The organism is Candidatus Thiothrix sulfatifontis, from assembly GCA_022828425.1.
Taxonomy (GTDB): Bacteria; Pseudomonadota; Gammaproteobacteria; order Thiotrichales; family Thiotrichaceae; genus Thiothrix; species Thiothrix sulfatifontis.
Genome location: CP094685.1, coordinates 3,641,081 through 3,667,261, shown reverse-complemented (window position 1 = coordinate 3,667,261; position 26,181 = coordinate 3,641,081). Strand labels below are relative to the sequence as shown.

General features: G+C 52.2%; 23 protein-coding genes. 7 read left to right on the top strand and 16 right to left on the bottom strand.

Features of this window, described 5'->3' with window-relative positions; translation table 11 throughout:
- The first annotated feature begins 8 nt into the window (after positions 1-8).
- Positions 9-1,850, top strand: coding sequence for a DNA helicase RecQ (gene recQ / locus L3K52_18345; protein UOG92120.1), 1,842 nt, complete (start codon positions 9-11; stop codon positions 1,848-1,850).
- On the opposite strand, the gene rsmA is transcribed toward recQ, so the two are convergent.
- From rsmA to L3K52_18330, 3 genes are read right to left on the bottom strand one after another with little or no spacing between them, the layout of a single operon-like run.
- Positions 1,795-2,610: a 16S rRNA (adenine(1518)-N(6)/adenine(1519)-N(6))-dimethyltransferase RsmA gene (gene rsmA / locus L3K52_18340; GenBank protein UOG92119.1), complete on the bottom strand. Its 816-nt coding sequence runs from the start codon at positions 2,608-2,610 to the stop codon at positions 1,795-1,797. The genes recQ and rsmA overlap by 56 nt on opposite strands.
- A complete protein-coding gene (locus L3K52_18335; protein UOG92118.1) occupies positions 2,610-4,040 on the bottom strand; it encodes an OmpA family protein in 1,431 nt (476 codons plus the stop codon). Before L3K52_18335 ends, rsmA begins: the two co-directional genes overlap by 1 nt.
- A gap of 46 nt (positions 4,041-4,086) precedes the next feature.
- A complete protein-coding gene (locus L3K52_18330; GenBank protein ID UOG92117.1) occupies positions 4,087-4,497 on the bottom strand; it encodes a hypothetical protein in 411 nt (136 codons plus the stop codon).
- A 301-nt stretch (positions 4,498-4,798) separates the two neighbouring features.
- Between L3K52_18330 and L3K52_18325 the strand changes: the two genes are divergently transcribed.
- Positions 4,799-8,086 (top strand): Ig-like domain-containing protein, encoded by a 3,288-nt coding sequence (locus L3K52_18325; GenBank protein UOG92116.1) that lies wholly within the window; start codon positions 4,799-4,801, stop codon positions 8,084-8,086.
- Positions 8,087-8,142: 56 nt separating this feature from the next.
- Here the strand turns inward: L3K52_18325 and ubiB are convergent, their stop codons facing one another.
- The 5 genes from ubiB to L3K52_18300 all read right to left on the bottom strand — a co-directional run bounded on the left by ubiB (position 8,143) and on the right by L3K52_18300 (position 12,190).
- The gene (gene ubiB / locus L3K52_18320; protein ID UOG92115.1) at positions 8,143-9,714 is read right to left on the bottom strand and encodes a ubiquinone biosynthesis regulatory protein kinase UbiB; all 1,572 of its coding nucleotides are present in this window, start codon (positions 9,712-9,714) and stop codon (positions 8,143-8,145) included.
- Entirely contained in the window at positions 9,711-10,859 is a 1,149-nt protein-coding gene (locus L3K52_18315) for an ATP-binding protein (GenBank protein UOG92114.1), read from the bottom strand. The genes ubiB and L3K52_18315 overlap by 4 nt, the downstream gene beginning before the upstream one ends.
- A gap of 69 nt (positions 10,860-10,928) precedes the next feature.
- On the bottom strand, positions 10,929-11,492 hold the full coding sequence (locus L3K52_18310) for a DUF2058 domain-containing protein (GenBank protein UOG92113.1): 564 nt from the start codon (positions 11,490-11,492) through the stop codon (positions 10,929-10,931).
- A gap of 92 nt (positions 11,493-11,584) precedes the next feature.
- Entirely contained in the window at positions 11,585-11,848 is a 264-nt protein-coding gene (locus tag L3K52_18305) for an RNA-binding protein (protein UOG92112.1), read from the bottom strand.
- A gap of 138 nt (positions 11,849-11,986) precedes the next feature.
- Complete coding sequence (locus L3K52_18300) at positions 11,987-12,190, bottom strand: cold-shock protein (protein UOG92111.1); 204 nt, start codon at positions 12,188-12,190, stop codon at positions 11,987-11,989.
- 212 nt (positions 12,191-12,402) lie between these two features.
- Between L3K52_18300 and L3K52_18295 the strand changes: the two genes are divergently transcribed.
- Positions 12,403-13,083 (top strand): cytochrome b/b6 domain-containing protein, encoded by a 681-nt coding sequence (locus tag L3K52_18295; protein UOG92110.1) that lies wholly within the window; start codon positions 12,403-12,405, stop codon positions 13,081-13,083.
- On the opposite strand, the gene L3K52_18290 is transcribed toward L3K52_18295, so the two are convergent.
- Complete coding sequence (locus L3K52_18290) at positions 13,073-13,690, bottom strand: SCP2 sterol-binding domain-containing protein (protein ID UOG92109.1); 618 nt, start codon at positions 13,688-13,690, stop codon at positions 13,073-13,075. The two genes, L3K52_18295 and L3K52_18290, sit on opposite strands and share 11 nt — an antisense overlap.
- 104 nt (positions 13,691-13,794) lie before the next feature.
- On the opposite strand from L3K52_18290, the gene msrP reads away from it, so the two are divergent.
- A complete protein-coding gene (msrP, locus tag L3K52_18285; GenBank protein UOG92108.1) occupies positions 13,795-14,709 on the top strand; it encodes a protein-methionine-sulfoxide reductase catalytic subunit MsrP in 915 nt (304 codons plus the stop codon).
- Positions 14,709-15,353 carry a sulfoxide reductase heme-binding subunit YedZ gene (locus tag L3K52_18280; protein UOG92107.1) on the top strand — a complete coding sequence of 215 codons (645 nt, stop codon included), beginning with the start codon at positions 14,709-14,711 and terminating at the stop codon, positions 15,351-15,353. The genes msrP and L3K52_18280 overlap by 1 nt, the downstream gene beginning before the upstream one ends.
- On the opposite strand, the gene L3K52_18275 is transcribed toward L3K52_18280, so the two are convergent.
- Genes L3K52_18275 through L3K52_18260 form a run of 4 tightly spaced genes read right to left on the bottom strand, consistent with a single transcriptional unit; the run spans position 15,328 to position 18,890 of the window.
- On the bottom strand, positions 15,328-16,380 hold the full coding sequence (locus L3K52_18275) for an HD domain-containing protein (protein UOG92106.1): 1,053 nt from the start codon (positions 16,378-16,380) through the stop codon (positions 15,328-15,330). The genes L3K52_18280 and L3K52_18275 overlap by 26 nt on opposite strands.
- Positions 16,373-16,876 (bottom strand): GTP-binding protein, encoded by a 504-nt coding sequence (locus tag L3K52_18270; GenBank protein UOG92105.1) that lies wholly within the window; start codon positions 16,874-16,876, stop codon positions 16,373-16,375. Before L3K52_18270 ends, L3K52_18275 begins: the two co-directional genes overlap by 8 nt.
- Before the next feature lie 16 nt (positions 16,877-16,892).
- A complete protein-coding gene (locus L3K52_18265) occupies positions 16,893-18,368 on the bottom strand; it encodes an OmpA family protein (protein UOG92104.1) in 1,476 nt (491 codons plus the stop codon).
- A 3-nt stretch (positions 18,369-18,371) separates the two neighbouring features.
- On the bottom strand, positions 18,372-18,890 hold the full coding sequence (locus tag L3K52_18260) for a hypothetical protein (protein UOG92103.1): 519 nt from the start codon (positions 18,888-18,890) through the stop codon (positions 18,372-18,374).
- Positions 18,891-19,132: 242 nt separating this feature from the next.
- On the opposite strand from L3K52_18260, the gene L3K52_18255 reads away from it, so the two are divergent.
- Positions 19,133-19,909, top strand: coding sequence for a CbbQ/NirQ/NorQ/GpvN family protein (locus L3K52_18255; protein UOG94037.1), 777 nt, complete (start codon positions 19,133-19,135; stop codon positions 19,907-19,909).
- Positions 19,910-19,918: 9 nt separating this feature from the next.
- The gene (locus L3K52_18250; protein ID UOG92102.1) at positions 19,919-22,090 is read left to right on the top strand and encodes a nitric oxide reductase activation protein; all 2,172 of its coding nucleotides are present in this window, start codon (positions 19,919-19,921) and stop codon (positions 22,088-22,090) included.
- Between the two features lie 63 nt (positions 22,091-22,153).
- Here the strand turns inward: L3K52_18250 and mdoH are convergent, their stop codons facing one another.
- The 3 genes from mdoH to L3K52_18235 all read right to left on the bottom strand — a co-directional run bounded on the left by mdoH (position 22,154) and on the right by L3K52_18235 (position 26,133).
- Complete coding sequence (gene mdoH, locus L3K52_18245; GenBank protein UOG92101.1) at positions 22,154-24,184, bottom strand: glucans biosynthesis glucosyltransferase MdoH; 2,031 nt, start codon at positions 24,182-24,184, stop codon at positions 22,154-22,156.
- The gene (locus L3K52_18240; GenBank protein ID UOG92100.1) at positions 24,181-24,552 is read right to left on the bottom strand and encodes a hypothetical protein; all 372 of its coding nucleotides are present in this window, start codon (positions 24,550-24,552) and stop codon (positions 24,181-24,183) included. The genes mdoH and L3K52_18240 overlap by 4 nt, the downstream gene beginning before the upstream one ends.
- 66 nt (positions 24,553-24,618) lie before the next feature.
- Positions 24,619-26,133 carry a glucan biosynthesis protein gene (locus tag L3K52_18235; protein UOG92099.1) on the bottom strand — a complete coding sequence of 505 codons (1,515 nt, stop codon included), beginning with the start codon at positions 26,131-26,133 and terminating at the stop codon, positions 24,619-24,621.
- Between the last annotated feature and the right edge of the window lie 48 nt (positions 26,134-26,181).

Here is a 26,181-nt window from a genome sequence, read left to right as displayed (position 1 = left end):
ATTCAACCATGCAACGTGCCTACCACATTCTCAACAATACCTACGGCTATGCCGATTTTCGCCTGAACCAGCGCGATATTATCGGCTCATTGCTGCAAGATCATGATGTCCTCGCGCTGATGCCTACGGGCGGCGGCAAATCGCTGTGTTACCAGATTCCGGCGTTGGTGCGCGATGGTGTGGGCATTATCGTGTCGCCGCTGATTGCCTTGATGCAGGATCAGGTCGATGCGCTGCTGCAACTCGGTATCCGCGCCGCTTACCTCAATTCCATGCTGAACTACGGTGCGGTGCAGCGGGTGGAACGCGAATTGCTGGCGGGTGAAATCGACCTGCTCTACGTTGCGCCCGAACGTTTGCTCAGCGAAAAAATGCTGCCTTTGCTGGAACGTTTGCACACCACCATCGGTATCAGCCTGTTCGCCATCGACGAAGCGCATTGTGTGTCGCAATGGGGGCATGATTTCCGCCCGGAATATCAGCAACTGTCGATGCTGGCGGAACGTTTCCCCGGTGTGCCGCGCATTGCGTTGACCGCTACCGCTGATCAACGTACCCGTCAGGAAATCATTGAGCAGTTGCGCTTGCAACGCGCTGATATTTACGTCAACAGTTTTGACCGCCCCAATATTCACTACACTATCCAGCAGGGGCAAAACGCACGGCAACAATTGTGGCAGTTTATCGACGCGAACCATTCGCAGGATGCGGGGATTGTGTACTGCCTGTCGCGCAAAAAGGTGGAAGACACTGCCGCATGGCTGGCACAACAGGGGCGCACCGCGTTGCCGTATCATGCGGGGATGGATGCGGATACGCGCCGTAACCATCAGCAACGTTTCCTGCGCGAAGACGGGGTAATCATTGTTGCTACCATCGCGTTCGGCATGGGGATTGACAAGCCGGATGTGCGTTTTGTGGCGCATTTGAGCTTGCCGAAAAGCATCGAAGCCTATTATCAGGAAACCGGGCGGGCGGGGCGCGACGGTTTGCCCGCGAATGCGTGGATGGCGTATGGCCTGCAAGATGTCATCACCTTGCGCCAGATGATGCTGGAATCCACCGCCAGCGAGCAGCAAAAGCGCATCGAACACCACAAGCTGCAAGCGATGTTGGGCTTGTGCGAAATGACCACCTGCCGTCGCCAAGCGTTGCTGAGCTATTTTGGTGAACCTACACCGCAACCGTGTGGGAATTGCGATAATTGCCGGAATACGCCGGAGGTGTGGGAGGCAGCGGTGGCGGCGCAAAAAGCCTTGTCGTGCGTGTATCGCACTGGGCAGCGTTTCGGGGTGAATTACATTATCGAGGTGTTGCTGGGCAAGGATGATGAGCGCATTCGCCAGTTTCGCCACGAGCAGCTTTCCACCTTTGGGATTGGGCGGGAACATTCGGAGGCGGAATGGCGCAATATTTTCCGCCAATTGATTGCGTTGGGGTATTTGACGGTGGATGTGGACGGGCATGGCGGCTTGCGCTTGACCGATAACGCCCGCCCGTTGTTGCGTGGGGAAATCGAGCTGCATTTGCGCAAGGAACAGAAGCGCGAACGGGTGCGGCGTGATCGAGTGCCGGGTGATCCTGTCGCTAAACCACGGTTTAACCGCGATACCATGCCCATTGAGGTGGAAGCCTTGTGGGAAGCCTTGCGTGCGCTGCGACTGCGCTTGGCACAGGAACAGGGTGTGCCGCCGTATGTCATTTTCCACGATTCCACCTTGCTGCAAATGGCGGATGAACGCCCGCAAACGCTGGAGGCGATGCGGGGTATTGCGGGGATTGGGGAGCGTAAACTTACGCAGTATGGGCAGGCGTTTTTGGATGTGGTGTTAGCAAATTCGCCAAATTAACGAAATCCTCTACCGCCAACGTTTCTGCGCGGCGGGTCGGGTCGATTCCCGCACGCTCAATTTGTTCCGCTGTCAGCAAGTCTTTGAGCGTATTGCGCAAGGTTTTGCGCCGCTGTGCAAAGGCTTGTTTCACTAGCTTTTCAAACTGTTCCGTATCGTTGGCAATAAAAGGCTGCGTTGCCCACGGTTTCAAATACACCACCGCCGAATCCACTTTAGGCGGCGGGGTAAACGCACCGGGGCCAATTTTCAGCAAATAATGCGGTTCGCAATAGTATTGCACCATCACCGACAGCCGCCCGTAATCGGAACTGTCCGGCTCGGCAGTCAGACGATCCACCACTTCCTTTTGCAGCATGAACAGCATGTCGCGGATGTGCGCCCGATGTTCCAGAAAGTGGAAAATCAGCGGTGTGGAAATGTTGTACGGCAAGTTGCCGATAATCCGCAGTGTGTCACCGTCGCCGCGCAACGCCGGAATATCCAGCTTGAGCGCGTCTTGGGCGTGGATGTGCAATTTACCTTCGGCTTGTGGCTGTTGTTGCCACCAGGCAATCACGTCGCGGTCGATTTCGACCACATCCAAACGCGGCAGCAATTCCAGCAGCGGGAAGGTGAGTGCGCCGGGGCCGGGGCCGATTTCGACGACGTGATCCGTGGGTTGCAAATTAACAGCGCGGAGCATGTTGTCGATCACGTTGCGGTCGTGCAAGAAGTGTTGCCCGAAACGTTTTTTGGCGTGTTGTTGGTATTGGCTCACTATTGTCCTAATATTTTCAGTTCGACGCGGCGGTTTTGCGCTTTGCCATCGGGCGTGGCGTTGTCCGCCAACGGGGTGCTGGAGCCGTAGCCTTTCGCACTGAGGAGTTCGGCTTTCGCGCCTTTTTCTACCAAGTATTTCATCACCGCTTCGGCACGGGATTGAGACAGTTTTTCATTGGCTGCCTTGTCGCCGCTGCTATCGGTGTGCCCGCCGACTTCGATTTTCAGATCGGGGTGTTTTTTCAGGGTAACGGCGGCGTCATCGAGAATTGGGAAGGAGGTGGTCGTTAATACCGCAGACCCTTTTTCAAAGGTGACGCCCTTAAGGTTGATGTTTTCGGTTTTGGCGCAACCGGCTGGGTTGACTGCTGTATCAGCGGCGGTATCGGTGCATAGATCGATGCCATCCGCAATGCCGTCTTTATCGCCATCAGCAGGTGCTGGTGGTATTGGTGCTGGCGTTGGTGCTGGCGGCGGTAAGTCGCAGCCGTTTTTATCAACGCTTGCCTTGGATGCACTGACCGGGCAGCGGTCTTTGCTATCCGCAATCCCGTCTTGATCAGCGTCTTTGAATGGTTCGCAGCCGCTGGCATCCACGGTAATGCCGAGAGCGCTGTCAAGGCATTTGTCGAGTTTGTCGGGAACACCGTCAGCGTCAATGTCTTTGGTTTCGTGTTCCAGCGCACTGACCAGTTGCCGCTTTTCGGTTTCTAGCGAGGTAAATTGTTGGCGCAATTGGGTGAGTTGTTGGGATGTTTCGTTAGCTGCTGCGACTTGTTGCGTCATGCCGGTGAGTTTGCCTGCTAATGCGTCTTTTTCGGCTTGGCAACTTTCCAGATCGGCTTTTTTGACACTATCGGCTGATTCGTTGTTGAGGGCAGTTAATTGGTTTTGAAGCTGGCTTTTGTCGCGGTTGGCGGCTTCGAGTTGCTTGCGCAGCTCGGCAATGCTGCGTTCTTGGGTGTATAAATCTTGCTGCGTTTTGTTTTGCAGGTCAGCGTATTCTTGGCGCAGATTGTTAAGGCTTTGGTTGAGTGCTTCCAATTGTTGGGTATTGGGCGCGGGAGTCGGTGCAGTTTGTGGCAGTGCCAGTTGCGGCGTATTAGCGGTATTGCCGGTCAAACTGCCATAACCCGCATTAGGCCACGTAAAGTTAGGAATTGATGGCATCACCATTGGCGGTGCTGCCGGTGGGTTGGGCATCGGGCTGGGCAAAAAATATTGCGAGTTGTTGTAGTTAAACGGCTGCGAGCCGCTTGGCGGGTAGGTATAACCTTGCGCATTGCTGGGGCTGGTCGCAGTGCCGCTATCTGTATCCATACTGACACCGGGGGGCAGCATACTGGCATCAGGAAATTGGGGAACGTCGGCATAAGCACTGAGTGACAGAGCCGCAAGCACCGTCAAGCGAGCAATAAATGTGTGCATGAACGCTTCTCTCTTAAAAATACTGGCTGCATTATGGCTTAAATGTTTACCTGCCACCAATGGCCAGATCACGGCGTGCGGCTGAAATGGTGATGGTGAAACCGGCAATCACATCCAAAAATGTCATCCCGGTCAAAATCAGGAAAACTGAATTGCCTGCCCAAGGGTAAATTAACCAAGCCGTCAGGTAAAAAATCAGCACAAACGTGGAGAGCAAATGATCGACGATAGTCGTTTCCGAGGTGCGAGTGGCTTTGAATAATTCAACGTACAGGCAAGCAACCCCTAACAACACCATGAAATCGCCCCATGTGGGTTTCCACAAAGCCTTGGAGGGCAGGCGCAAGTGGAATAACACATGATTTAAGCCGTCAGGAAACAAACTGGTTTTTACTGCCAGCCAATAGATGAGCAGTACAATCCCAAAAAATGGGACAATCTGTATTATTTTTAACATAATATTACGAATGCTCCCGCTTTATTTTTACTTAAAAAAACATTCATTCTTTAACCTTTATAAGCACTCGGTATGGGTGCGTGGTTGGTGACACTTCAGATAGCAAAGAGTATAAACGATGGACTTCCCAGCGTCAGGTATAAAACACAAAATCATGCCACGTCAGGCAATTGGCTAGGGATGCAGCATGACGCCACGTTCGTCGGAATATATTGTGGCGGGTTCGTCATACAGAATACTATGGCTGCGATCATGTGACCCAATAGCAATAATAAAGGCACGCAGGCAAAGAGATATAACGATGAACGACAAAAAAACATTTTTCACTCAATGGGCTATCCTGCCACTACTATTTTGTTCTGCCACTGTTCTCGCAGGAGACGGCGGTTACGACGGGTCGTATGGTCAGCTTCAGCCATCCCCTTACGATCCATTAACCTTAGAAGGCAGTGCAGCACCAGCAGGCAATCCCGCACCTGTGACGCCTGATGCGATGCGCCAAGCCGAAGATTTAGGCCAAGAGGCTGACGGATTTTTAGAAGATTCCACCGAAACGTCCAGTGCAAACACCGGCTACGTGGGCGGTAATACTCGCATCGGGGTCGGCATTGACACTGAGCTCAAAGGCAAAGTCGAAGCCAGTCAAGTGTTTGGCAATACCGAAAGCAGCGCGACAATCGGTCAAGGCTATTTGGGTGTCAACCCCGGTGCTGATGACGCTGCTGGTGAGGAAATGTTAACAGGTGCGGGCGCAAAACTCAGTCACCATTGGGCGTCCGGTGATGCGAATAACCCTTCGCGGGTTAATAAAGTGTTTGGTGCGTATGACCAAAATGAACTCAAGGATAAAAAGGCTACCGTTGGCTACGGTCAAGAAAATGCCAATTTGTTCTGGTCGGGTCATGTCAGCAAAGGGTTGTCGGATGGTCGTGTGACGACTACCCCTGGCGTGACTGAAAAAGCCTACGATTTGGGCGTGGGCGGTCGCGTGGGTACGTTTCTGCCGCAACAAAGTATGCGTGTGCAAGGCGGCTTGGATTACGAATGGGCTGAAGACACTGCCGCAAACGAAGAAAGTGCAAGTCAAACCACCGTTACCGGCGGCGTTGAAAAGTTTTTTCCCGATACCCCGCATAGCGTGGGCGCAGAATTAGAAGTTTTCCAAAAATCCGGCGGCACGATGACTGCTGACGATGCGGAAGCACGCGGCGGGGTTTCTTACCGCTATGACATCGGCAGTGAAGCCGGTGTCTGGCAACCAGACCAGCGCTACCGCCGAATTCGTACCGAGATTCCCGGCGAACAAGTCAAGCAGCCGCCCAAAATTGAGCGCAAACTGATCAAAAACACCATGGAGCTGGAGTCTGATACTTTCTTTAAGCTCGACAGCGCTAAATTGACCCCGGAAGCCCAAGAACGCATGAAAGCGGTTATCGGGCAAATTCGGGGTTCGGGTTACGATGGCAACATTCGCATTACCGGCAACACCTGTGACAAAGGCGCAGACACGTACAACCAAAAGTTGTCTGAAAACCGCGCTAATGCGGTGCGTGATTTCATGATCAAAAACGGTTTCAGCGCGAATGAGTTGCTGTCACAAGGTTTGGGCGAAAGTCAGCCGAAATACCCGAACACGGAAGCTGAGCGTCACAGAAACCGCCGCGTTGACATTGAATACGTCACTTACCAAAACGAATACAAAGACGAAGTGATTGAAGCCGGTGGTACTAGCACGACCGATCCTAAAGTTGTCTGGCGCAAAGAATTGATTCCTGAGCCGCCTCTGTGGGTGCGTCAAGCATTGCGCAATACTGCCGATCACAAGCAGACCGTGGATACCTATAAAACGGCTGGCGGTAATGGCAGCAATGGCGTGCTCACGCCAAGCTCACCTGTAGCGGTTAATGACAACGCGCTAACCACCAGCGGTACGCCAGTGATGATCAATGTGTTGGCGAACGATTCGGATCCGAATGGCGATGCATTGACTGTCACGAGCTTCAACCAAGGGGCAAACGGCGAGGTTAAAACCGAAGGTCAGAATTTAGTTTACACGCCGGTAGCAGGTTTCACGGGGACGGATACATTCACTTACGTTGTTAAAGACCCTGCGGGCAACCAAAGCACCGCAACGGTCACGGTAGTAGTTAATCCGAATGATGGCACCTCTAAGACGCCGGTGACGGTTGCTGACACTGCCTTCACCGCGTCTGGTGAGGCTGTCGGTATTAACGTATTGGCGAATGATCGTTCGCCAATAGAAGCGGTTTTGACGGTTGGCGATTACACAGTGCCTGCGAATGGCTCCATCACTCAAAATGGTAATGTGTTGACGTACATACCAAATCCGGGTTTTACGGGCACTGACACCTTTACTTATATTGCTGAAGACGCAGCGGGTAATGCTAGCGGTCAAACCACGGTCACAGTCACTGTCACACCGTCAGTACCCGTTGTCGACATGCAGGCAAACGCTGACGTGGCGGAAACCACCCAAGGCACGCCGGTTGCTATCGACGTGTTGATCAATGATAAAAATGTGAACGGCATTGCCAGTTTCAATCAGGCGGGGAATGGGGTTGTTACCGAAGCGCAAGGCAAACTGGTCTACACGCCCAATGCCGGGTTCACAGGTATTGATACCTTTACTTATATCGCCACTGACGGTGCTGGCAATAACAGCGGTCAAGCAACAGTCACCGTTACTGTCAAGCCAGCACCTGTGCCTGACCCCAAGGCAAATGCTGATGTGGCTAACACCATGCAAGACACGCCGGTAACGGTTGATGTGCTGAGCAACGATGCTAACGTGAACAGCATTGCCAGTTTCACCCAGCCCGCCCACGGTGCCGTGACCGAAAAAGATGGCAAATTGGTTTACACGCCAAATGCTGATTTCATTGGCACTGATACCTTCACCTACATTGCCAAAGACGCGGCGGGCAATCTCAGCCCTGCGGCAACCGTGACAGTAACGGTAGAAGACAGTAATGCGCCACCCGTGGCAACACCGGATGCCCGCGAAACGTCTAAAGGAACCGCAATACCGATTGAGGTATTGGCTAACGATACCGACACCGATGGTGATACCTTAAGCATTGTAAGCTTCACCCAAGCCGCTCACGGTAAAGTAACGCAAGCAGGCAATACGCTAACGTATACCCCTGATGCCAATTTTACCGGCACGGATAGCTTTAAATACGTGATCACCGACACGGCAAACCATCAAGCAACGGGCACTGTTACCATCACCGTGACTCCGCCAAGTATTGTTGCGGTGGACGATCCTGCTACCAAAGAACCGTTGGCACTCAACGACTTGGTGCCACGGCGCGTGGATGTGTTGGCTAATGATACCGGCGAAGCGTTGGAAATCGTTGCGGTGGGTAAGCCTGACTACGGCACGGCTGAAATCATTACGTGGAAAGGCAAGCAAATGGTTCTTTACACTTTACGTAGCGGGTACTGCCTTGACCACAGCTTCACTTACACCATACGTGATAAATACGGTAAAGAAGCGACGGCCAGCGTACTGGTTGATGCTGAACCAGCCGGTTACACGCCAGCAGACAGCATCCCGAAACCTTAAGCCAACGGCTTATTGATAGGCGGAAAGCCGCTCTGAACAGAGCGGCTTTTTTGCGTCTAACGGTAAGCGTTAAAGACTTGTGTGGCTAAAAAAACCAGTATGCCGGTGACAATCAGGGTTTGATTGATGCGCTGCGAACGGCGCATTTCCTTGCGTAAGGCGTCTAGCTGTTCGGATTCCCACTGCATTTTGAGTTTGTGCTGGGTGGTTTGCTGCATAATATCGTGCAACATATTTGGCATATACGGCAGGTTTTCGAGGAATTTTGGCAGGTTGATTTTTGCGCCGTTTAGCAAGGCGCGTACCCCGACTTGCTCATCCATCCAGCGTTCAATAAACGGTTTAGCCGTTGACCACAGATCCAGATCGGGGTAAAGCTGGCGGCCTAGCCCTTCGATATTCAGCAAGGTTTTTTGCAGCAAGACCAGTTGCGGCTGCACTTCCATATTGAAACGCCGTGCCGTCTGAAACAGGCGCAACAAAAATTGTCCAAAAGAGATGTCTTTAATCGGCAGGTTGAAAATCGGTTCACATACCGAACGAATCGCGGATTCAAATTCATCCACGCGGGTAGACGGCGGAACCCAACCCGACTCCACGTGCAATTCCGCGACCCGCTTGTAATCACGCTGGAAAAAGGCATAGAAGTTTTCCGCCAAATAACGCTTATCCGCCGGAGACAGCGTGCCAACGATACCGAAATCCACCGCGATGTATTGCGGGTCATCGGGGTTGCTGGGGTCGATGAAAATATTGCCGGGGTGCATATCCGCATGGAAAAAATTGTGGCGGAACACTTGGGTGAAAAATATTTCTACGCCCATTTCGCCCAAGCGTTTGAAATTCACCCCCAGTTCGCGCAAGCGTGGAATGTCGCCCACGGGTACGCCGTAAATGCGTTCCATCACAATCACATTGGGGTGGGTGTAATCCCAGTAAATTTCCGGTACATACAGGGCAGGGTTTTTTTCAAAATTGCGGCGAATTTGGCTGGCATTCGCGGCTTCGCGCATCATATCGAGTTCGTCGAAAATGGTTTTTTCGTATTCGGCAACCACGTCCAGCGGGCGCAGGCGGCGGGCTTCTTTCCAGTAGCGTTGCAGCAAATTCGCCATCAAATACATCAGTTCCACGTCTTGGCTGATGGTTTTTTCAATGCCGGGGCGCAGCACTTTGACCACAACTTCTTTGCCATTCCACAATTGCGCGGCATGAACTTGCGCCATTGACGCGGAAGCCATCGGGTCAGTTTCAAAGCGTTGGAAGACCTCGGTAACGGATTTGCCGTAAGCTTTTTCAATGGTTTTGCGGGCTTCGAGGCTGGAAAACGGCGGCACACGGTCTTGCAGGCGCGTTAATTCGGTGGCGATGTCGTCGGGCAATAAGTCACGGCGAGTGGAAAGCATTTGCCCGAATTTGATGAAAATCGGCCCCAAATCTTCCAAGGCGCGGCGAATGCGCTCTCCACGTGGACGGGTTTCTTGCTTGCCCCAATTCCAGGGCAACAGGTGATAAATGAACGCCACGGGGCGCATGAAGGGAATGCGGAACACGAGTTCGTCTAAACCGTGGCGAATAAAGACACGGTTGATCGTCCACAGGCGGAGAATGCGGGTGAAGGGTTTCATGCAGTTGTTAGCCCAATAAATGCTTCAAAGTTTTCGGGATCGACACGCATGGTTACACAGTCTGGGTAAGCATTCGTGAATGTGACAGGGAACTTCGCCTTGGCTTTGGGATTCCACTTGAATTCCCAAGCGTGGAGTTTGCCGCCGCTGTCTTCGAGGTAGTCGATTTCTTGCTGTTGGGTGGTGCGCCAAAAGTAACGCCGCGTGAAAAAAAGATTTTGTTGGTATGACAGGTATTTCATGCGTTCACTGATCAGGAAGTTTTCCCAGAGTGCGCCTACGTCAGTGCGTGATTCCAGCGGGTTGAAGTTATTGATCAGCGCGTTACGAATGCCATTGTCGAAAAAGTAGATTTTGCGCCCTTTTTTAATTTCATTGCGATGGTTGCCACTGTAAGCGGGCAAGCGAAACAGCACATAAGCTTTTTCTAGCAAGTCGATATATTTCTCAACCGTATGAACGTTGGTATCGGTGAGTTGTGCCAATTCGTTGAAAGAAACTTCTGAGCCGACTTGTAGGGCAATGGCTTTGACCAATTTATCCAGCAGTTGGGGTTTGCGAACACCTTCCAAATTGAGTAAGTCTTTGTAGAGGTAGCTACTCGTAAGTGATTTCAATACTTGTTCGCTATTACCTTCACTGAGTGCATTGATAACATCGGGGTAATAACCGTAAATCAGGCGGTGTGGCAGCAAGCGTTTTTCAGCAAACCAGCCATGATGTTCCACCATTTCGACAAATGATAGCGGGTACAGTTCGTATTCAAATTTACGCCCCGTGAGTGGTTCATTAATTTTGCTGGCAAGCTCAAACGCTGATGAACCTGTTGCAATGACTTGAATATGAGGTAATTGATCGGTAAATAATTTCAGGGTTAAACCGATATTTTCGATGCGCTGTGCTTCGTCAATAAAAACAATTTTGTGATTGCCGATCAAGGCGGCGAGGCGTGTAGAGGTGGTGTTTGCGAGTATTTCCCGCATATCAGGCTCATCACCATTGAACTTCATGACAGGTATGGCGAGATTTGCCAGCAACGTTTGTACTAGCGTGGTTTTGCCGACTTGTCGTGACCCCATGAGCAAGATGGCTTTGCCTTTGAACAGCTTGCTTTGTATTTCCGCGAGGAGTTGCCGGTTGATCATGCGGTACTTCTTGAATCGTAATTCATGAATAATATGATATTTTTGAATTACGATTCAAGAAAAAAGCGCTTACCACATCAAATCGTCGGGGATTTTGAAATCAGCGTAAGGGTCGTCTTCCACAGCGGCGGTTTCGGTGCTGCCCGCATTTTGTACCAATATACAGGTGGCATCGCGTTGCGCAATTTTCTCTGCAATTTGACGTGGCACGAGTTCGTAGCCGTCGCCGAATTTGACCAGCACAATAATGCCGTAAGCCAGTTGGTCTTGCAGGGTATGAGTGAGGTAAATCTTTTTGATTTTGTTGCCATCAGCGAATTGGTAGGCAAGGTCGCCGCGTTTGCGGTCAATGCTATTGAGGGTGATCAATTGCTTGATTTGCGCTTGAATCGCTTTTTTCTCAGCTTGTTCGCGTTGTTGGCGGTTGAGTTCTTTGGAGCGTTCGGCTTTTTCCTGCAAGACTTTTTCCGCCAGCAATTTGGCTTCGTCTACCAAGACTTCGCCGGTTTTTTTGGCTTGTTTCTGTGCTTTGGCGGTTTTTTGGTGGGCTTGCTTGCGTTGATCTTGTTCGGCTTTTTGTGCCTTGGACTGGTCGATTAAGCCAGCCTTGAGGAGTTGGTCTTTGAGTGACATAAGATGTCCGTCCAATTGCTATGATATGCGGAGTATACCATTTGTCGCTAGGCACAAAATCGGGGTGAAACCCCGAATGGGTGAAATATTGCTTAGCGGCGACCGCGACCTTTGGCTTTGGGCTTGTCGTCAGTGACTTTGAGCGGGTTATCGAGGAAGGTTTTGCCGTTTAAACCTGCCATGACTGCGCGCGCTTCGTGGCCTTCCATGTCGATCAGGGCGAAACCTTTGCATTTGCCGCTGAAAATATCGCGGGGCATTTCCAGTTTGCGGATCGTGCCGTATTCGGCGAGGAGTTCGCGCAGTTCTTTTTCTGTCGCCTGTGGCGCAATGTTGCCAATGAAGAGTGTTTTCATAGTGATGTTCCCGAATGCTGGGGTGAATGGGCGGGTTGAGTAAGGCTAATACTCAATGGAAAAACGGGCTGATGTCCAGATGCCGCAGTGCGGTAGGGAAATCAGCCCGGTTGCTGAATGAGCGCTAGGCTTGAAAGCTTATTGGGGAACGACGTTGGTAGCTTGCGGGCCTTTGTTGCCTTTTTCTACGTTGAAGCTGACGGGCTGACCTTCTGCTAAGGTTTTGAAGCCTGAGCTTTGGATTGCGCTGACGTGAACGAATACGTCTGGGCCGCCATCGTCTTGAGAAATAAAGCCGAAACCTTTCGTGTCGTTAAACCATTTTACTTTGCCTGTAGCCATGATGAATTTCCTTTAAAAAACAGGTGTATGAGAGTGTTGTGCTTACAGGTAACAGGGGAGATATTCGTGAAGTAACCGAGAGGAACTGTTGAAACTGCCAGGGTAATCGCTGTAGCTTTTGCGAGGGTAGGCTAATCGCCCGCTGAATGCCACTATTATTTTGGATTCCTGCTAGACTTGGCATTTATGATTGAGCTGTCAGTGAGGCTGAAATGCAACAAGAAACGATACGCTATGTGTTGGTGTGGTCGGGTTGGGTGCGCCTAATCCATGGTCTGATTGCCGCCGGAGTGCTGTTTTTATTGGCAAGCGCTTGGGCATTGCAACAGGGTGTGGTGGATCCTGACTTTTGGCGCGATTGGCACATGATTGTGGGGCAATTGGTGTTGGTTGCTGTGGTGGGGCGGGTGATTTTGATGTTTTTATTACCCGGTACTGCCAATTGGCGTGCATTTCTGCCGGATAAGGCACAATGGGTCGGTATGAAGCAGATGGCGTTGTTTTACCTGAGCTTTGCGCGGTTTCCATTACCGAATTGGTATGGGCATAACCCGTTTTGGCGCGTGATCTACCCGCTGTTTTGGGTGGTGTTGCTGGTGTGTGCGGTAACGGGCTTATTTTATAACGCACCGTATCAATTCTTGGGAATGTCGATGTTTGGGCTGCACGGCGGTTTGGCGAGTCTGATTCTGGGGTTTACCGTGGCGCATGTGGTGGCTGTGATATTGCATGACCTGAAAGGCAAGGGTGCGAGTATTTCCGGCATTATCAGTGGCTACCGTTATTTTCATGTGGAAACGCCCGCCGCGAGTGTGAAACCGCCACCTGCTACTGGCAAAGCTTCGATCACGCATGTTTCCATTGCGAGCATTCAAAAGCCGCCTAAGCCTTAAGTTCCAGCCGTTTGAGTCGCGCTTCTAAACGATCGGCGTCCATCCGCAGCGTATCGACTTCATCCAGATAGCTGCGGATTTCGGCTTCGGCGGGCAATAAGCGTACTTCTTCCTGCAAATATTCTTGGGTATTCAAACGCATCGCGTGCGCAGAATCCTCCAGCCAGCCTTTGCTATCACGTGCCAATTGCCCCATTTGGTGTGCAAGCACATCACCGACTGCGCGGGAGAGCAATTCTTCCCAATCCACGTCAATTTCACGCAAGATGGCGCTGAAACGGTTGCCCAAGCCCATATCACCGTCGATTTTAATGCCGTTGGCTAACATGGCTTTGCCGGTATCTTCCGCAGCGGATAAGCGCATTAACGCCAGTGCCGAGCCATGAATGGTGACATCGGGTTCGGCTGCATACGCAGTGGTCACACGCACGGTGTCAGCAGTGGGCATAAAATACAGTTGGAGATCAGGGTTGCTGATGTGTAGGCAAATCAGCTTGCCTTGCAAGCTTTGCAACCGTGCCAAGGCGTTACCGTGGCTGGCTTTATCCAGTTGCAACCAAGCATTGAAGGCGGTTTCGAGCGTGGCGGTGAGGGCGGCGAATAACATGGCGAATTCCTCTCAGTAGACGGTTTAGCATAACGTATCTGCACGGTTATTTGCATCCAAACCCGGTGTTGATGCGTAATAGCATAAACCAAGGAGGTATTAATATGTTAATCAAACGCCCATTCGATCTGACCGACAACGACGTGACCGACTACGCGCTTTACCAGCGGCGTCGCGATTTTCTCAAAACACTGGGGGGTATCGCTTTAATCGGGGCAAGCGGTTTGCCCTTGAGTGCAGCGGCGAAATCAACGTTTTCGACCGATGAAGAACAAACACCTTTCGACGACATTACCACCTACAACAATTTCTACGAATTTGGCACGGATAAAAGCGACCCTGCCCAATACGCCAGCATTATGAAAACCTCACCTTGGAGCGTTACCGTCGATGGCGAATGCGCCAAACCCGGCAAACTTAACCTAGAAGACATTCTCAAACCGCACAGCAAGGAAGAGCGTATTTACCGCCTGCGCTGCGTGGAAGGTTGGTCGATGGTCATTCCTTGGCTCGGCTTTCCATTAGCGGATTTGCTGAAACGCTTTGAGCCAACCTCAAAAGCCAAATACGTGAGTTTTGAAACCCTGTTTGACCCGGAACAAATGCCGGGGCAAAAACGCAATGTGCTCGACTGGCCTTACGCGGAAGGTTTGCGCATGGATGAAGCGATGCATCCCTTGAGCTTCATCGCAACGGGTTTGTACGGCAAAGATTTGCTGAATCAAAACGGTGCACCGTTACGCTTGGTGGTACCGTGGAAATACGGTTTCAAAAGCATTAAATCGATTGTCAAAATCAGTTTTGTGGAAGAACAACCGAATACCAGTTGGGGGCGTTCGGCGCCCGGTGAATACGGGTTTTATTCCAATGTGAACCCTGAAGTTGATCACCCGCGCTGGAGTCAGCGTAAAGAGCGCCGTATCGGTGAATTCCGCAAGCGCGACACGCTAATGTTCAACGGTTATGCCGAACAGGTGGCGAGTTTGTACAGCGGCTTGGATTTACGGAAGAACTACTGATGCGTGCGCAAACTTCTGTTCAGATTCGTGAGCCGTATTTCACCAAAGTCTTCAAGCCGGTCGTGTTTGCATTGGCATTGTTGCCGTTGGCATTGTTAGGCTGGGGCGTATGGCAAGACACCTTGGGGGCGAACCCCATTGAAACGATTACGCGCAGTTTGGGGGAGTGGACGTTGCGGTTTTTGCTGCTGACGTTATTGCTCTCGACACTGCGACAGGCAACAGGCTGGGTTCAAGGGATACGCTTGCGGCGTATGCTTGGTCTGTTTGCCTTTTTTTATGGCGTGTTGCATTTACTGAGTTATTTGTGGCTTGACCAGTTTTTCGATTGGGCAGAAATCTGGTATGACATTGTGGAACGCCCTTTCATTACGGTAGGAATGTTGGCGTTTGTGTTGATGACGCCGTTGGCGCTAACCTCGTTTAAAGCCGCGATCCGCAAGCTGGGGCGCAACTGGCAACGGCTGCACACCCTAATCTACCCCTTGGCGGTATTAGGAGTATTGCATTTTTGGTGGCTGGCAGACAGCAAGGCACGCACGGAGGTGCCGCTGATTTACGCGGTATTATTGGCAGTGTTGCTGGGTGAACGGCTGTGGCGTTGGTCTGTTCCACGCTTTAGTAAGATACCAGTAACTCGTTAATTTCGTTCACTTCCTGGCGAATCCGGCGCATCACCGGCAGTAAGCCTAAAAATACCTCGAACAGTTTGGCATCCAAATGAGAGCCGGTCATGCTGCCCATGAGTTCCAGCGCTTCCGCTTCACTCATGGCTTTTTTGTAGACGCGCTCGTGTACGAGGGCATCGTAAATATCGACGATGGCGGTAATGCGGGCGGAAACAGGGATTTCTTCGCCCATCAGCCCGCGTGGGTAGCCGGAGCCGTCCCATTTTTCGTGGTGGCACAGCGCAATATCGGCTGCCATGTCGAGCACGGGGATGTGGGAGTCTTGCAGCATTTTTGCGCCAATTTCGGTATGGCGTTTCATAATGGCGAATTCGGTATCGGTGAGTTTGCCTTTTTTCAGCAAGATACGGTCGGGAATGCCGATTTTGCCAATGTCGTGCATGGGGGCGGCAATGCGAATATCGTCAATCTGTTGGGTTTCCCAGCCCAAGGCTTTGCCCATGGCGGCGGCGTATAAGCCGATGCGTTTGACGTGTGCGCCGGTTTCTTCGTCGCGGTAACTGGTGAGGCTGACCAGTTTGATGGCGATTTCTTCTTCGCGCTGTTTGATTTTGAGGGTGCGCTTTTGGACTTCGTTTTCGAGTTTTTCTTGGGTGAGCAAGCCTTCGCGGAGTTGTTGCAGGTGGCTGACTTCTTTGCGGTATTTTTCACCTAGGTTGTTGAGCAGCAATACGGCTTGCCCGTCGACCCACAAGGCGTTGGCTTCGATGGCGATTTCATTGCCGAGTTCGTCGATTTCGACCCAAACACCGGACGATAACGGGGTGGCGTTGCGTGCTTGCCAGTGTTGTTCGGCATCGTCGATGAAACAGGTGAGATAGGGAAAGGTGTGAGTAAGTGCACATTCGGTTGAGACGGATTGACCTAGGAAAAACACCAGCCAGTCGGGGGTAGGGGAAAGTAGCTGAAATTCACCATTGGCGCGTTGGCAGAATACCGCAATGTTCAGCGAAGCACAGATATTGGCGAGCAACTTATCCATGTTGGCCTCCTAATTTTTCGACCAGTTTCAGGAACACGGTTTCAACGCCGACGTTTTGTTTGGCGCTGGTTTCGACGATGGGGTGTCCCAGTTGTTGCAGGTGTTGGTGTTGCGGGGCTTCGAGTTGCCAGGTGGGTTTTAGGTCGGCTTTGTTGAGGGCAAACACGGCTGGCAAGTTGCCGACCGTGGTTTTCACCATGTCATGAATGGACAATGCGGTTTCATACGAGTGCGGGCGGGTGGGGTCGATGACGATAATGTAGCCGGACATGCCGCGTAAATAAGCGGTGCGGATGCTGGTGAAATCGTCTTCGCCCGCAATGTCCCAAATCATTAGGGAATGCGTGTTGCCGTTGAATTCAAACTGCTTTTTGTCGATTTTGACGCCAACAGTGGTGAGGTATTTGTCACTGAATAGGCTGTCAACGTAACGGCGGATCAGGCTGGTTTTGCCTACCGAGAAGGAACCTAACAGGCATATTTTTTGCTGAATCATGATTCTCTCGCTGGTATTAGTAAAGGCTGACGCGGTAGTGGGTACTGCGTTCGTTTTTTTGCAAATGGCTGGGCAGCCCCGGATGTTGTGCGCCATAGGCCACCAATGCGAACGCCGGTACACCGGAGGTTATCAGCGCAGTGCGTAAGTTGTCAGCCCGTTGTTGCGCCAATTCACGATTAAAGGTGTCCTTGCCGCTGTCATCCGCATTGCCGACAATCATGACTTGCACGGTTTTATCCATGCGTTGCGCGGTTTGCAGCAGTTCGCCGATGTGTTTGCCCAGGGCAATAATGGCGGGGTGTTGCGGGTGAACGTCTGCCTTGGCTGTTTCAAACGGGTAGTTGGCGGCTTCGATTTGCTGGGTGAGTGTTGCCAGTGCAGCGGTGTCGGCAGCGATTTGTTGTGCGCTGCGCTGCTGTTGGTGATTTTGCTGGTCGAGCAAGGTTTGTATCGAGGCTTGCAAGGAAGCCTGTTGTGTTTGTTGTTGTGCCAACTGTTCGCGCAATGCTTGTACTGCGGCTTGTTGCGCCAGTTCTGCCTGCCGCTGTTGGTACAATTCTGCGGCTTGGGCTTGTTGGTATTGGTATATCCACCAGCCCAGTGCACCCGCCACGGTCGCCAGTAATAAGTACGCTAACCATGGCGGGCGTTTTTCGCATTGCTGTTGTTTTTTAATCAGGCAGTCGCGGAGCAAGGGTTCAATGCTGGTAAAAACGCTGGCATCACCCTGATAAGCTTGCAGTGGTTGGCGGTATTGCTGGTGAATATTTTCCACCGTTTCAGCAAGCAGGGCGCGTAATTCGGCGGGAACTGTGCCGCGTATCACCAGGGCAAGCACCGCCAGCGGGCCGTGTTCGACCAAGACGGTGAGTTCGCCCAAGCGCAGGGTGTCGAGCATGTCGTCGCCGGTGGTGGCGAAGGAATCTTTAATGAAGTCCTGAATCGCGGTCAACATGCCGGAGATGATTTCCGGGTCTTTGCTGGCCACGTTTTCCGAAGCGACATGCTGCAATAGCAAGCCGCTGTCACGGTGGATCAAGAAGACTTGTTCCACCTGATACACCAAGGTGCGCAGCATCGCGATTTGCGCATACGATTGCCCGGTGCGCCATGCATCCCAACGCCAGCGCCACGAATTTACCGAGAGGCTTTGCTCAAGCAGGCGGTTGAAATTTTCCAGCGCTTCGTTCAACGCTTGCTGGATGGATTTGCGGATAGCAGGCCCCATCACCGGGTACAGCACATCGGCAAAGCGTTTCGGGTCTTGCTTAATCGCGTGGGTGAGCGCTTGCTCGACGGTCGGCGCTAACGCGGCGGAGATGCTACCGTCACGGGTTTCGCGTTGCTGAATGGCTTCGGCAATGATATTGGCAACACTGCTCGTGTAGCGCTCGGAGCTTTCAAACTGCGCTTTTAATGCCAATAAAGCATCGTAATCCTTGCCGAACAGCAGGTGGCGTAGCTGTGAAATATCGGGCGTGCCTTGCATGGCTTATGCCTTGTCACCTGCCAGTTGATGGCTGACGTTTTCTAACAGGGAAGCCAACATTTTGCGGTCAATTTTGTCTTGGCGTAATTGTTCTGTCGCCTGTTTGAGTTGGTTGAGCAAATCGTTACGTTGCTCTTCCATGATTTGGCTGAGCAGTTTGGATTCGGCGGTAATGCGTTCGTTGAGTATGGTTTCGCTGCTTTGCAATTGGCGTTGCAGGTTTTCGATGCCTTTGCTGCTGTGCTCGAAATGTTTGCGGGCAGTCGCGGTATCTGCCATGCGCGCTTTGGCTTCTTGATCCAGCAAGTCTTGCAGCATGTGGATTTCGTGGTTGAGACTGTCCATGTTTTTGCGCATTTCGTCGCGCACGGAGTTTGTCCAGACTTTGACGAAACGTTCCAGATTGGCGAGGCGCTTGTCGTTTTCACGCGTTTGTTCGCCGAAAAGGATATTGCGCACCATGTCGAGATTTTTGTCTTGGACAGGGGGGGCAAAGTCGAGGTCTGCTTCTGTTGTACTCATGGTGATAGCCGTTATTGTTGTTATTAGGAATGCTTCTGACTCTAGCATTGCGTCGCTGCGCTTGCCAGTTTTCCTGATGGTTGGTTAACTGCGTTAGGTTCTGTCACAGAATACCCTTACAGCCTTTGGTACTGCTATGATTATGACATCTTGATGTCAAATAACCACAGGAGTTCGTCGCAGTGGAGAATGCCGCTACCGCCAGCCATCACGCCATCATCCATGACCCTTCCACTTATCTCATTGAAAAAGAGCCGTATTACGTGCCAGTAAACAATGAGATCACGCTGTTTGAAGCCGCTTACGCCAACCATTTGCCCTTGCTCTTGAAAGGCCCGACGGGGTGCGGCAAAACCCGTTTCATGGAATACATGGCTTGGCGGTTGCGCCGTCCGATGATTACGGTGTCGTGCCACGACGATTTGACGACTTCCGATTTGGTGGGGCGTTATTTGGTGAAGAACGGCGAAACGGTGTGGGTCGACGGCCCGTTAACGCGGGCGGTGCGTTCCGGCGGCATTTGTTACCTCGATGAAATTGTCGAGGCGCGGAAGGATACGATGGTGGTGATTCACCCACTGGCGGATGATCGGCGCATTATGCCGATTGAAAAGCTGGGGCAATTGTTGGAAGCACCGGACAGTTTTTGTCTGGCAATTTCTTACAACCCAGGCTACCAAAGCGTGTTGAAGGAATTGAAGCAATCCACCCGCCAGCGTTTCGTCGCCATTGAATTCGACTACCCGAAACCGGCGCTGGAACGTGAAATTATTATGCACGAGACTGGGTTAGCCCCCGCCGTGACCGATAAATTGCTGAAACTTGCCGAAATGACCCGCAATTTGAAAGACAACGGTTTGGAAGAAGGCGCATCCACCCGCTTGTTGGTACACGCGGGCAAGCTGATTTCCAAAGGTGTCGAGCCGCGTGCGGCGTGTCAGGGGGCGATTGCGCTGGCGTTGACGGATGACAGCGACATGATTGCGGCGATTAATGAACTGATTGGCGCACTATTCTAGGAGACGGGTTTGAAAGCAACGGAGCAACCCTATGCTTACGCCACTTTGTTGGAGCGGCTTGAGGAACTGTATGAAGTTGAATTTACTTGGCTGAAAGTCGAGCAATTGGTGCAAGGCTTGGTCAATTTGGATCGGAATACGCAAGATTTCATCCTCGGTTGGGCGGAGCGTTTGCTAACCACCAATGTTTACATTAGCCACGAATTCATTATTCGCGTGGTGGAGGCGTTGGATCGCTTGGAACGGCGCGTGATCGAGGCGTGGGCAGTTCACGCGGCAGATACTTTTGACCAGCAGGGGTTGCGTCCGGCCTTGGCGGTGATTCAACAGGTCGATAGCTTTCTGGAAAGCGCTCATGCCCACGCGGAAGGGGTTGCTTTTGATGAAGTGGAGTCGATTTTGTCGACTTTCGTGTGTGGTTTGTCGGGGCGGCGGCTGAAATTGGCGCAAGGCGAGTCGGTGTATACCGACAGTGAAACGCTGTATTTGCCGAACATTACTGCTAAATTGGTCAAATCCAAGGATAATTTCCTGTTGTGCAAGGCGCAGGTGGCGTTCATGTGGGCGCAGACGCGTTTTGGCAGTTTTCGGGTGGATTTTGCGACGGCGTTTGCTGATTACCCTGATCGGGAACAGGCGTTGGCGGCGTTTCATGCGCTCGATACCTTGCGCTTGGAAGCGTATATGGAGCGTGAATTGCCGGGGTTGTGGCGTGATATGCAGCGGATTGAGCGCTTGCGGCTGGATGAAATGCGGGAAGAGGGCGTATGCAATACGCCCCTACATGGGATGTGGGAGACGTGTCGGGGGGTGTTGCATACGCCCTCTGCTACGATTGAGGATGTGTTGGCGTTAGTGCCGCAGGTGTTGGGGTTGCCGATTCCGCAGCCGGTGTATCAGACTAGGTTGAATCCTGATGCTGTTACTGCTTGCATGTTGGCGCGGATGGAGCGGGAAAAGATTTTATTGCGGGTGAAGTTGGCGGAGTTGGTGAAGGAGATGGGCTTCGACTCCGCTCAGCCACCGGAAGACGTAGAAGAGGGTGAGGAAGAGAAGAAGGAGGTTACGCCGCCGGAATTTGAGATGCGCGAGGTGCAAGAGGGGCAGGGCATGGAGTTGGTGCTGGATGACAAGCCGATTGCGCCGCCGGAAGACGTGAAGCAGTTGCTGACTTCGATTATGTTGGATTGGGGGGATGTGCCGCCGGAATTTTTAGTGCCTGCGGGGGATGGGGAATACGATCCGTCCTTGTACCAAAAAGAAGAAAAAGACATTGAGGATGTGTGGAAAGGGATTTACCACGAAGAGGGGGCGTTTTTGTACCGCGAGTGGGATTTCGCCCGCCAGCATTACCGCAAGAACTGGTGCGTATTGCGTGAATTGGAATTGCCCCCCGGCGACCCGGCGTATGTCGATAAGGTGCTGGATAAGTATCAGGGCATGATCAAGCATTTGCGGCGCACCTTCGAGGCGATGCGCGATGAAAACCGTTTGCTGAAACGCCAGTCGCAAGGCGATGACGTGGACATTGATGCGCTGGTGGAAGCACTGGCGGATAGCCGCGACGGTAGCGAAATGAGCGATAAGCTGTTTCAGCACATGCACCGGGCGGATCGCAGCATGGCGGTGATGTTCATGGTCGATATGAGCGGCAGCACCAAAGGGTGGATCAACGATGCCGAGCGTGAAGCCTTGGTGATGTTGTGTGAAGTGTTGGAAAAACTGGGCGACCGTTACGCGATTTACGGCTTTTCGGGGATTGGGCGTAAGCGTTGCGAAATTTACCGCATTAAAGCGTTTGACGATTTGTATAACAGCGCCACCAAAGCGCGGATTGCGGGGATTGTGCCGAAAGATTACACCCGTTTGGGGGTGGCAATTCGCCATTTGACCGAGAAGCTGAATACGGTGGAAGCGAAAACCCGCTTGCTGATTACGCTGTCGGATGGCAAGCCGGAAGACTATTTCGACATCTACAATACGCAGTATGGGATTGAGGATACGCGGCAAGCCTTGTTTGAGGCGCGGCGGACGGGGATTCATCCGTTTTGCATTACGATTGATCAGCGCGGCAAGGATTATTTGCCGCACATGTACGGTCACGCCAATTGGGTGGAGATTGATGATGTGAAGAAATTGCCGTTGAAGGTGGCGGATATTTATCGGCGGTTGACGTCTTGAGCTTGCATACCAGACAAATCCTAAGGCAGCGCTAGGATTTGTCTGGTGCAACCGTGTCCTGCGTTACAGCTTCGACATCCAGTGTTCGTGGAACCGTGCTTCCGGCAATTGCCACACTTGCGTATGCAGTTGCGTGAGCATGTCGTCGTCTTCCAGAATAATCAGGCGTTCACTATTAGAAATCGCGCCGGGGCCTTGTTCCAACAAACGTTTGACCTGTTCTTCACGTTGCTGGCGCGTGCCTTCGGGGACGTGCTGGCGGTGTGGGATGTAGGTCATGTGCTGGCGGAAGGCGAGCGGATCGACCACCACGCGGATAAACAAATCGCGGGTGGAGATACACGGGTTCGCCAACATTTCAGCGTAATTTTTCTCAAAGGCTTGCAGGATATAATCCGGTGCAACCTCATCCGGGGTGCGGAATAAGTTGGTTTGCAAGCTAGTTTGCACGCTGGTCAACATGGCCAACGGCACCGAGAGCACCAAGCCTGCGATAACCGGCGACATCCACAAAAAAGTCATGGGGTTGAAAATCAGCAGCAAAACGCCCCACGCAACCCCGGTTTTGCTGACCCAGCCGAATTCCTGCCAAGCATCGGCCCAAGTCGAACCACCGCCAGTGCGTTGCTGCGTTCCCCACACGGCACGTTTGCCTTGCAGGATTTGCACCACGAATTTGCTGTAATACATCATGCGCACGGGGGCGGTGAGCATCGACAGCAGTGTTTCTGTCACCACACTGGCGCTTAGTCCGGTGATGCCGCCAAACAAGTGTGCAGTGCCTTTGCGCACCGTTTCGGCTATGCCAAACGTTTTGTAGAAAAATAATAAAATGAGCGTTAGCACCAAAAGAGCGCTGTTGCCGTCAGTTAGCGGAATCAAGGTGAGTGTGGGATAAAATACCGCAATCGCGGTTAATACAACCAGCCAGCCCAGCCAAATGAGGGAACTGACGTAAGACATAATCCCGCCCAACAACAAGAAGCGATGCAGGTGCGGAATGCCGTGCGCCCAAATAATCAGCCAGTGTTGCAAGTTGCCCTGACACCAGCGGCGGTCGCGTTTGAGCGCATCGGTCATGGTCGGTGGGGGGCGCTCGAAGCTGCCTTCCATGTCATAAGCCAGCCAAGTTTCCCAACCGGCGCGGTTGAGCAAAGCCGCTTCCACAAAGTCGTGGCTGAGGATTTCACCGCCCAAGGTATTGCCTTCCTCCAACTTGGGTAGGTGGCAATGCCCCATAAACGCTTGGGTGCGAATGATGACATTGTGCCCCCAATATTGGCTTTCACCCAGCCACCACCAATGCAAACCCGCAAAAAATATCGGCCCGTACAAGCGATTGACGAATTGTTGCCCGCGAGCGTACAGCGTATCCAAGCCGATGGTGTACAACGGGGTTTGAATCAAGCCGACGCGCTCATTGCGGTCGATGGCATCGACCAAACGCACCAACGCTTCGCCGGTCATCAAGCTATCAGCATCCAGCACCACCATGTAGGGGTGACGTTTACCCCAACGGCGGCAGAAATCCATCACATTGCCGCTTTTCTTTTTGGTACGGTGTTTACGGCGGCGGTAATGGATGCGGTCAGATGAACCCACGGTGCGGCACAACGCCGACCACGCAGCTTCTTCGCGCAGCCAATTGCTGGCATCGTCGGAATCCGAGAGGATATAAAACTCGAAATGGTGCAACTGCCCGGTTTTTTCCAGCGACTGGTAAATGCTTTGCAGCCCGGCGTAAACGTAGGCGATGTCTTCGTTATAGATCGGCAGCAAAATCGCGGTAGTGTCGCGAGTTTGCAACTGCGGTAGCGGCGACGTCGGTGCGCTGGCAATACGGTTTTGCCCCCCGAAATTCAACACCCATAGCCCCGTCACGGCGGTCATAAACCCCAAGGCTAACCACAAAAACAGCACCGCAAACGGAATTAGCACCAATACCTGCAACACCAAAGGCAGTGCAGCGGGCAAGTTGGCTCCCAGCCAGAACGTCGCCAAGCCAGTCAATAGGGCAATAGTAGAGAAAAATACCACACGCCGCTGTCTGGCGGTTGCTTGCCAAGGTATTTGCTCGTCGGGTTGTTGACTCATTTCAGCAGTAAACGCGAACGCGGGCGCGATGAAGGCAGCAAGGTGATTGCTTGCAAGGGCGCAACCCGAATGCTGCTACGCTCAAACAATGGCCCGGTGGGGGTGCGATTGTCGCTTTCTTTCGCTTGCAACAGCGCCAGTTCTTCTTGCGCGGTGCTGATGAACAAATGAATCAATTCCTGCTCGGAAAACAGCCCAGCGCGTGCGAGTTTTTTAGTGATTTGTGCTAACAGGCGTTCCCGTTCGGAATCCAGTAAGCGGTGCAGTTTCAGGTAATCATTGGCGCGTTTTTGGGCAATTAACCACGCATTGCTGGGGGTGTTTGTCTCGGTTTTTGCTACGTCAGTTTGTGCTAGTTGTTCAGTCATTTGTTTGTCAATCCACTCAAGGGTTATTAACAGTAATACCGTTATTATTGTTGTTAAGACTGCTGGTCAAGGTGCAAGGCACAGTGACTCAGGAATAGGGTAAGACCACGTTTCGCTCACAGGGTTGCTACCGTCTGTCAGGCGGATGGTAACGGTCATGGGTTTGTCACACGTTTCCGGGAATACCGCCGCAATCACCCGCCAGCCTTTTACGTAAGGGTTCTCTTGGATGACCGCCGGTTTGGTTTGGCCTGCGCCGTTGAATACTAACTCTACTTGCGGCATTTTATCCCGTTTCGGCACATCATTGAAATCGACAATAAAACGAATACGGCCTTTGTGACCGGGCAAGCCATCCACGGCTTTATTGGTTGCGCGTGTTGCCACAACTTTGCCCAAAGTATGCGCGGGTGGTTCATCCGAACGCCAGGACATGCGGTAGTGCAGGTGGCGGAAAGCGTTGCCTGCATCACTTTTCCAGTATGCCACGATGTTATCCACAATGTCGGATTCGGTGTGTAAACGTAAAAGCTGCACGCTGCCTTTGCCCCAATCTTCCAGCGGCTCTATCCAGACGCTGGGGCGGGCGTGATACCAAGCTTCCAGATCCTGATAATTGTTGAAGTCACGATCACGTTGCAGCAAGCCAAACCCGTTAAGTTTTTCGACAGGGGTGGATTGGAAGTTGAAATAAGGCACTTCCCACAGCGGTTGCCATACCCATTCGTCACCTTTCTGAATCATGAGGCCGTCAGAATCGTGCACTTCGGGGCGGTAATCGCCGTAATGTTGCTGGGAGTTTTCACCGTGGAAAAACATGCTGGTCAGCGGCGCAATGCCGATTTCTGTGATGTCTTGGCGCGGGTAAAGCTGGGTTTCGACTTCCATCTCAGTGCTGTTGCCGGGGGTCAACACGAAACGGGTCGCACCCGTGGTCGCGGGGGAGTCGAGCAGGGCGCAAAAGACCAAGGTGTCTGCGTTTTTCGCCGGTTTTTCCAGCCAGAATTTGGTGTAATCGGGGAATTCTTCTTTGCCTTCCAGCGAGGTGTTGATGGCAAGCCCGCGTGCCGACAGGCCGTATTTTTGATCCAGCCCCAGTGCACGGAAGTAACTTGCCCCTTGAAACACCAGTGCTTCGGTGTAACTGGAATGTTTGCCACCAAGTTTGGCGAGAATGCGAAAGCCAGTAAACCCCATATTGGGTTCATCGTTTTCGAGGTTTAAGCCTTTGACTTCGGTGTAGTCATAATACTTGCGCGAAAATTTGATGGGGGTGGCGGCGCCGTCTTCCCAAGCAAACAGTTCGATGGGGTGAATGTAGTGCATCCCCGGATGCATAAATTCGAGTTGAAACGGTAGCTTTTCGTCGCGCCAAAAGGTTTGGTTGCCTTTGAACTTGATGTGCTGGTAGTGGTCATAGGTGATCCGCCCCGTATCCACTTTCATCATGGGCGTTTTGCTGAATGGCTGGCGGGAGAGTTGCTCCGCCACCTGTTTGACGTGTGCGAAGCAGCCGTCAGCGGCATAAGTGTTGACACTATTCAGGGTTAGCAGCACAAATGATAAGAGCCAGATAGACAAATTAGATTTCATAGTGGTGAGGATACCGAAGAGGGCTATGTTGCTCAG

Bases quoted from the DNA above. Each gene is read 5' to 3' on its own strand.
- L3K52_18330 (UOG92117.1), bottom strand. From the start codon at position 4,497: ATGTTAAAAATAATACAGATTGTCCCATTTTTTGGGATTGTACTGCTC.
- L3K52_18315 (UOG92114.1), bottom strand. From the start codon at position 10,859: ATGATCAACCGGCAACTCCTCGCGGAAATACAAAGCAAGCTGTTCAAA.
- L3K52_18295 (UOG92110.1), top strand. From the start codon at position 12,403: ATGCAACAAGAAACGATACGCTATGTGTTGGTGTGGTCGGGTTGGGTG.
- L3K52_18240 (UOG92100.1), bottom strand. From the start codon at position 24,552: ATGACTGAACAACTAGCACAAACTGACGTAGCAAAAACCGAGACAAAC.
- L3K52_18290 (UOG92109.1), bottom strand. From the start codon at position 13,690: ATGTTATTCGCCGCCCTCACCGCCACGCTCGAAACCGCCTTCAATGCT.
- L3K52_18270 (UOG92105.1), bottom strand. From the start codon at position 16,876: ATGATTCAGCAAAAAATATGCCTGTTAGGTTCCTTCTCGGTAGGCAAA.
- L3K52_18260 (UOG92103.1), bottom strand. From the start codon at position 18,890: ATGAGTACAACAGAAGCAGACCTCGACTTTGCCCCCCCTGTCCAAGAC.
- L3K52_18275 (UOG92106.1), bottom strand. From the start codon at position 16,380: ATGGATAAGTTGCTCGCCAATATCTGTGCTTCGCTGAACATTGCGGTA.
- recQ (UOG92120.1), top strand. From the start codon at position 9: ATGCAACGTGCCTACCACATTCTCAACAATACCTACGGCTATGCCGAT.
- L3K52_18335 (UOG92118.1), bottom strand. From the start codon at position 4,040: ATGCACACATTTATTGCTCGCTTGACGGTGCTTGCGGCTCTGTCACTC.
- msrP (UOG92108.1), top strand. From the start codon at position 13,795: ATGTTAATCAAACGCCCATTCGATCTGACCGACAACGACGTGACCGAC.
- L3K52_18280 (UOG92107.1), top strand. From the start codon at position 14,709: ATGCGTGCGCAAACTTCTGTTCAGATTCGTGAGCCGTATTTCACCAAA.
- L3K52_18310 (UOG92113.1), bottom strand. From the start codon at position 11,492: ATGTCACTCAAAGACCAACTCCTCAAGGCTGGCTTAATCGACCAGTCC.
- mdoH (UOG92101.1), bottom strand. From the start codon at position 24,184: ATGAGTCAACAACCCGACGAGCAAATACCTTGGCAAGCAACCGCCAGA.
- L3K52_18305 (UOG92112.1), bottom strand. From the start codon at position 11,848: ATGAAAACACTCTTCATTGGCAACATTGCGCCACAGGCGACAGAAAAA.
- L3K52_18325 (UOG92116.1), top strand. From the start codon at position 4,799: ATGAACGACAAAAAAACATTTTTCACTCAATGGGCTATCCTGCCACTA.
- ubiB (UOG92115.1), bottom strand. From the start codon at position 9,714: ATGAAACCCTTCACCCGCATTCTCCGCCTGTGGACGATCAACCGTGTC.
- L3K52_18300 (UOG92111.1), bottom strand. From the start codon at position 12,190: ATGGCTACAGGCAAAGTAAAATGGTTTAACGACACGAAAGGTTTCGGC.
- L3K52_18265 (UOG92104.1), bottom strand. From the start codon at position 18,368: ATGCAAGGCACGCCCGATATTTCACAGCTACGCCACCTGCTGTTCGGC.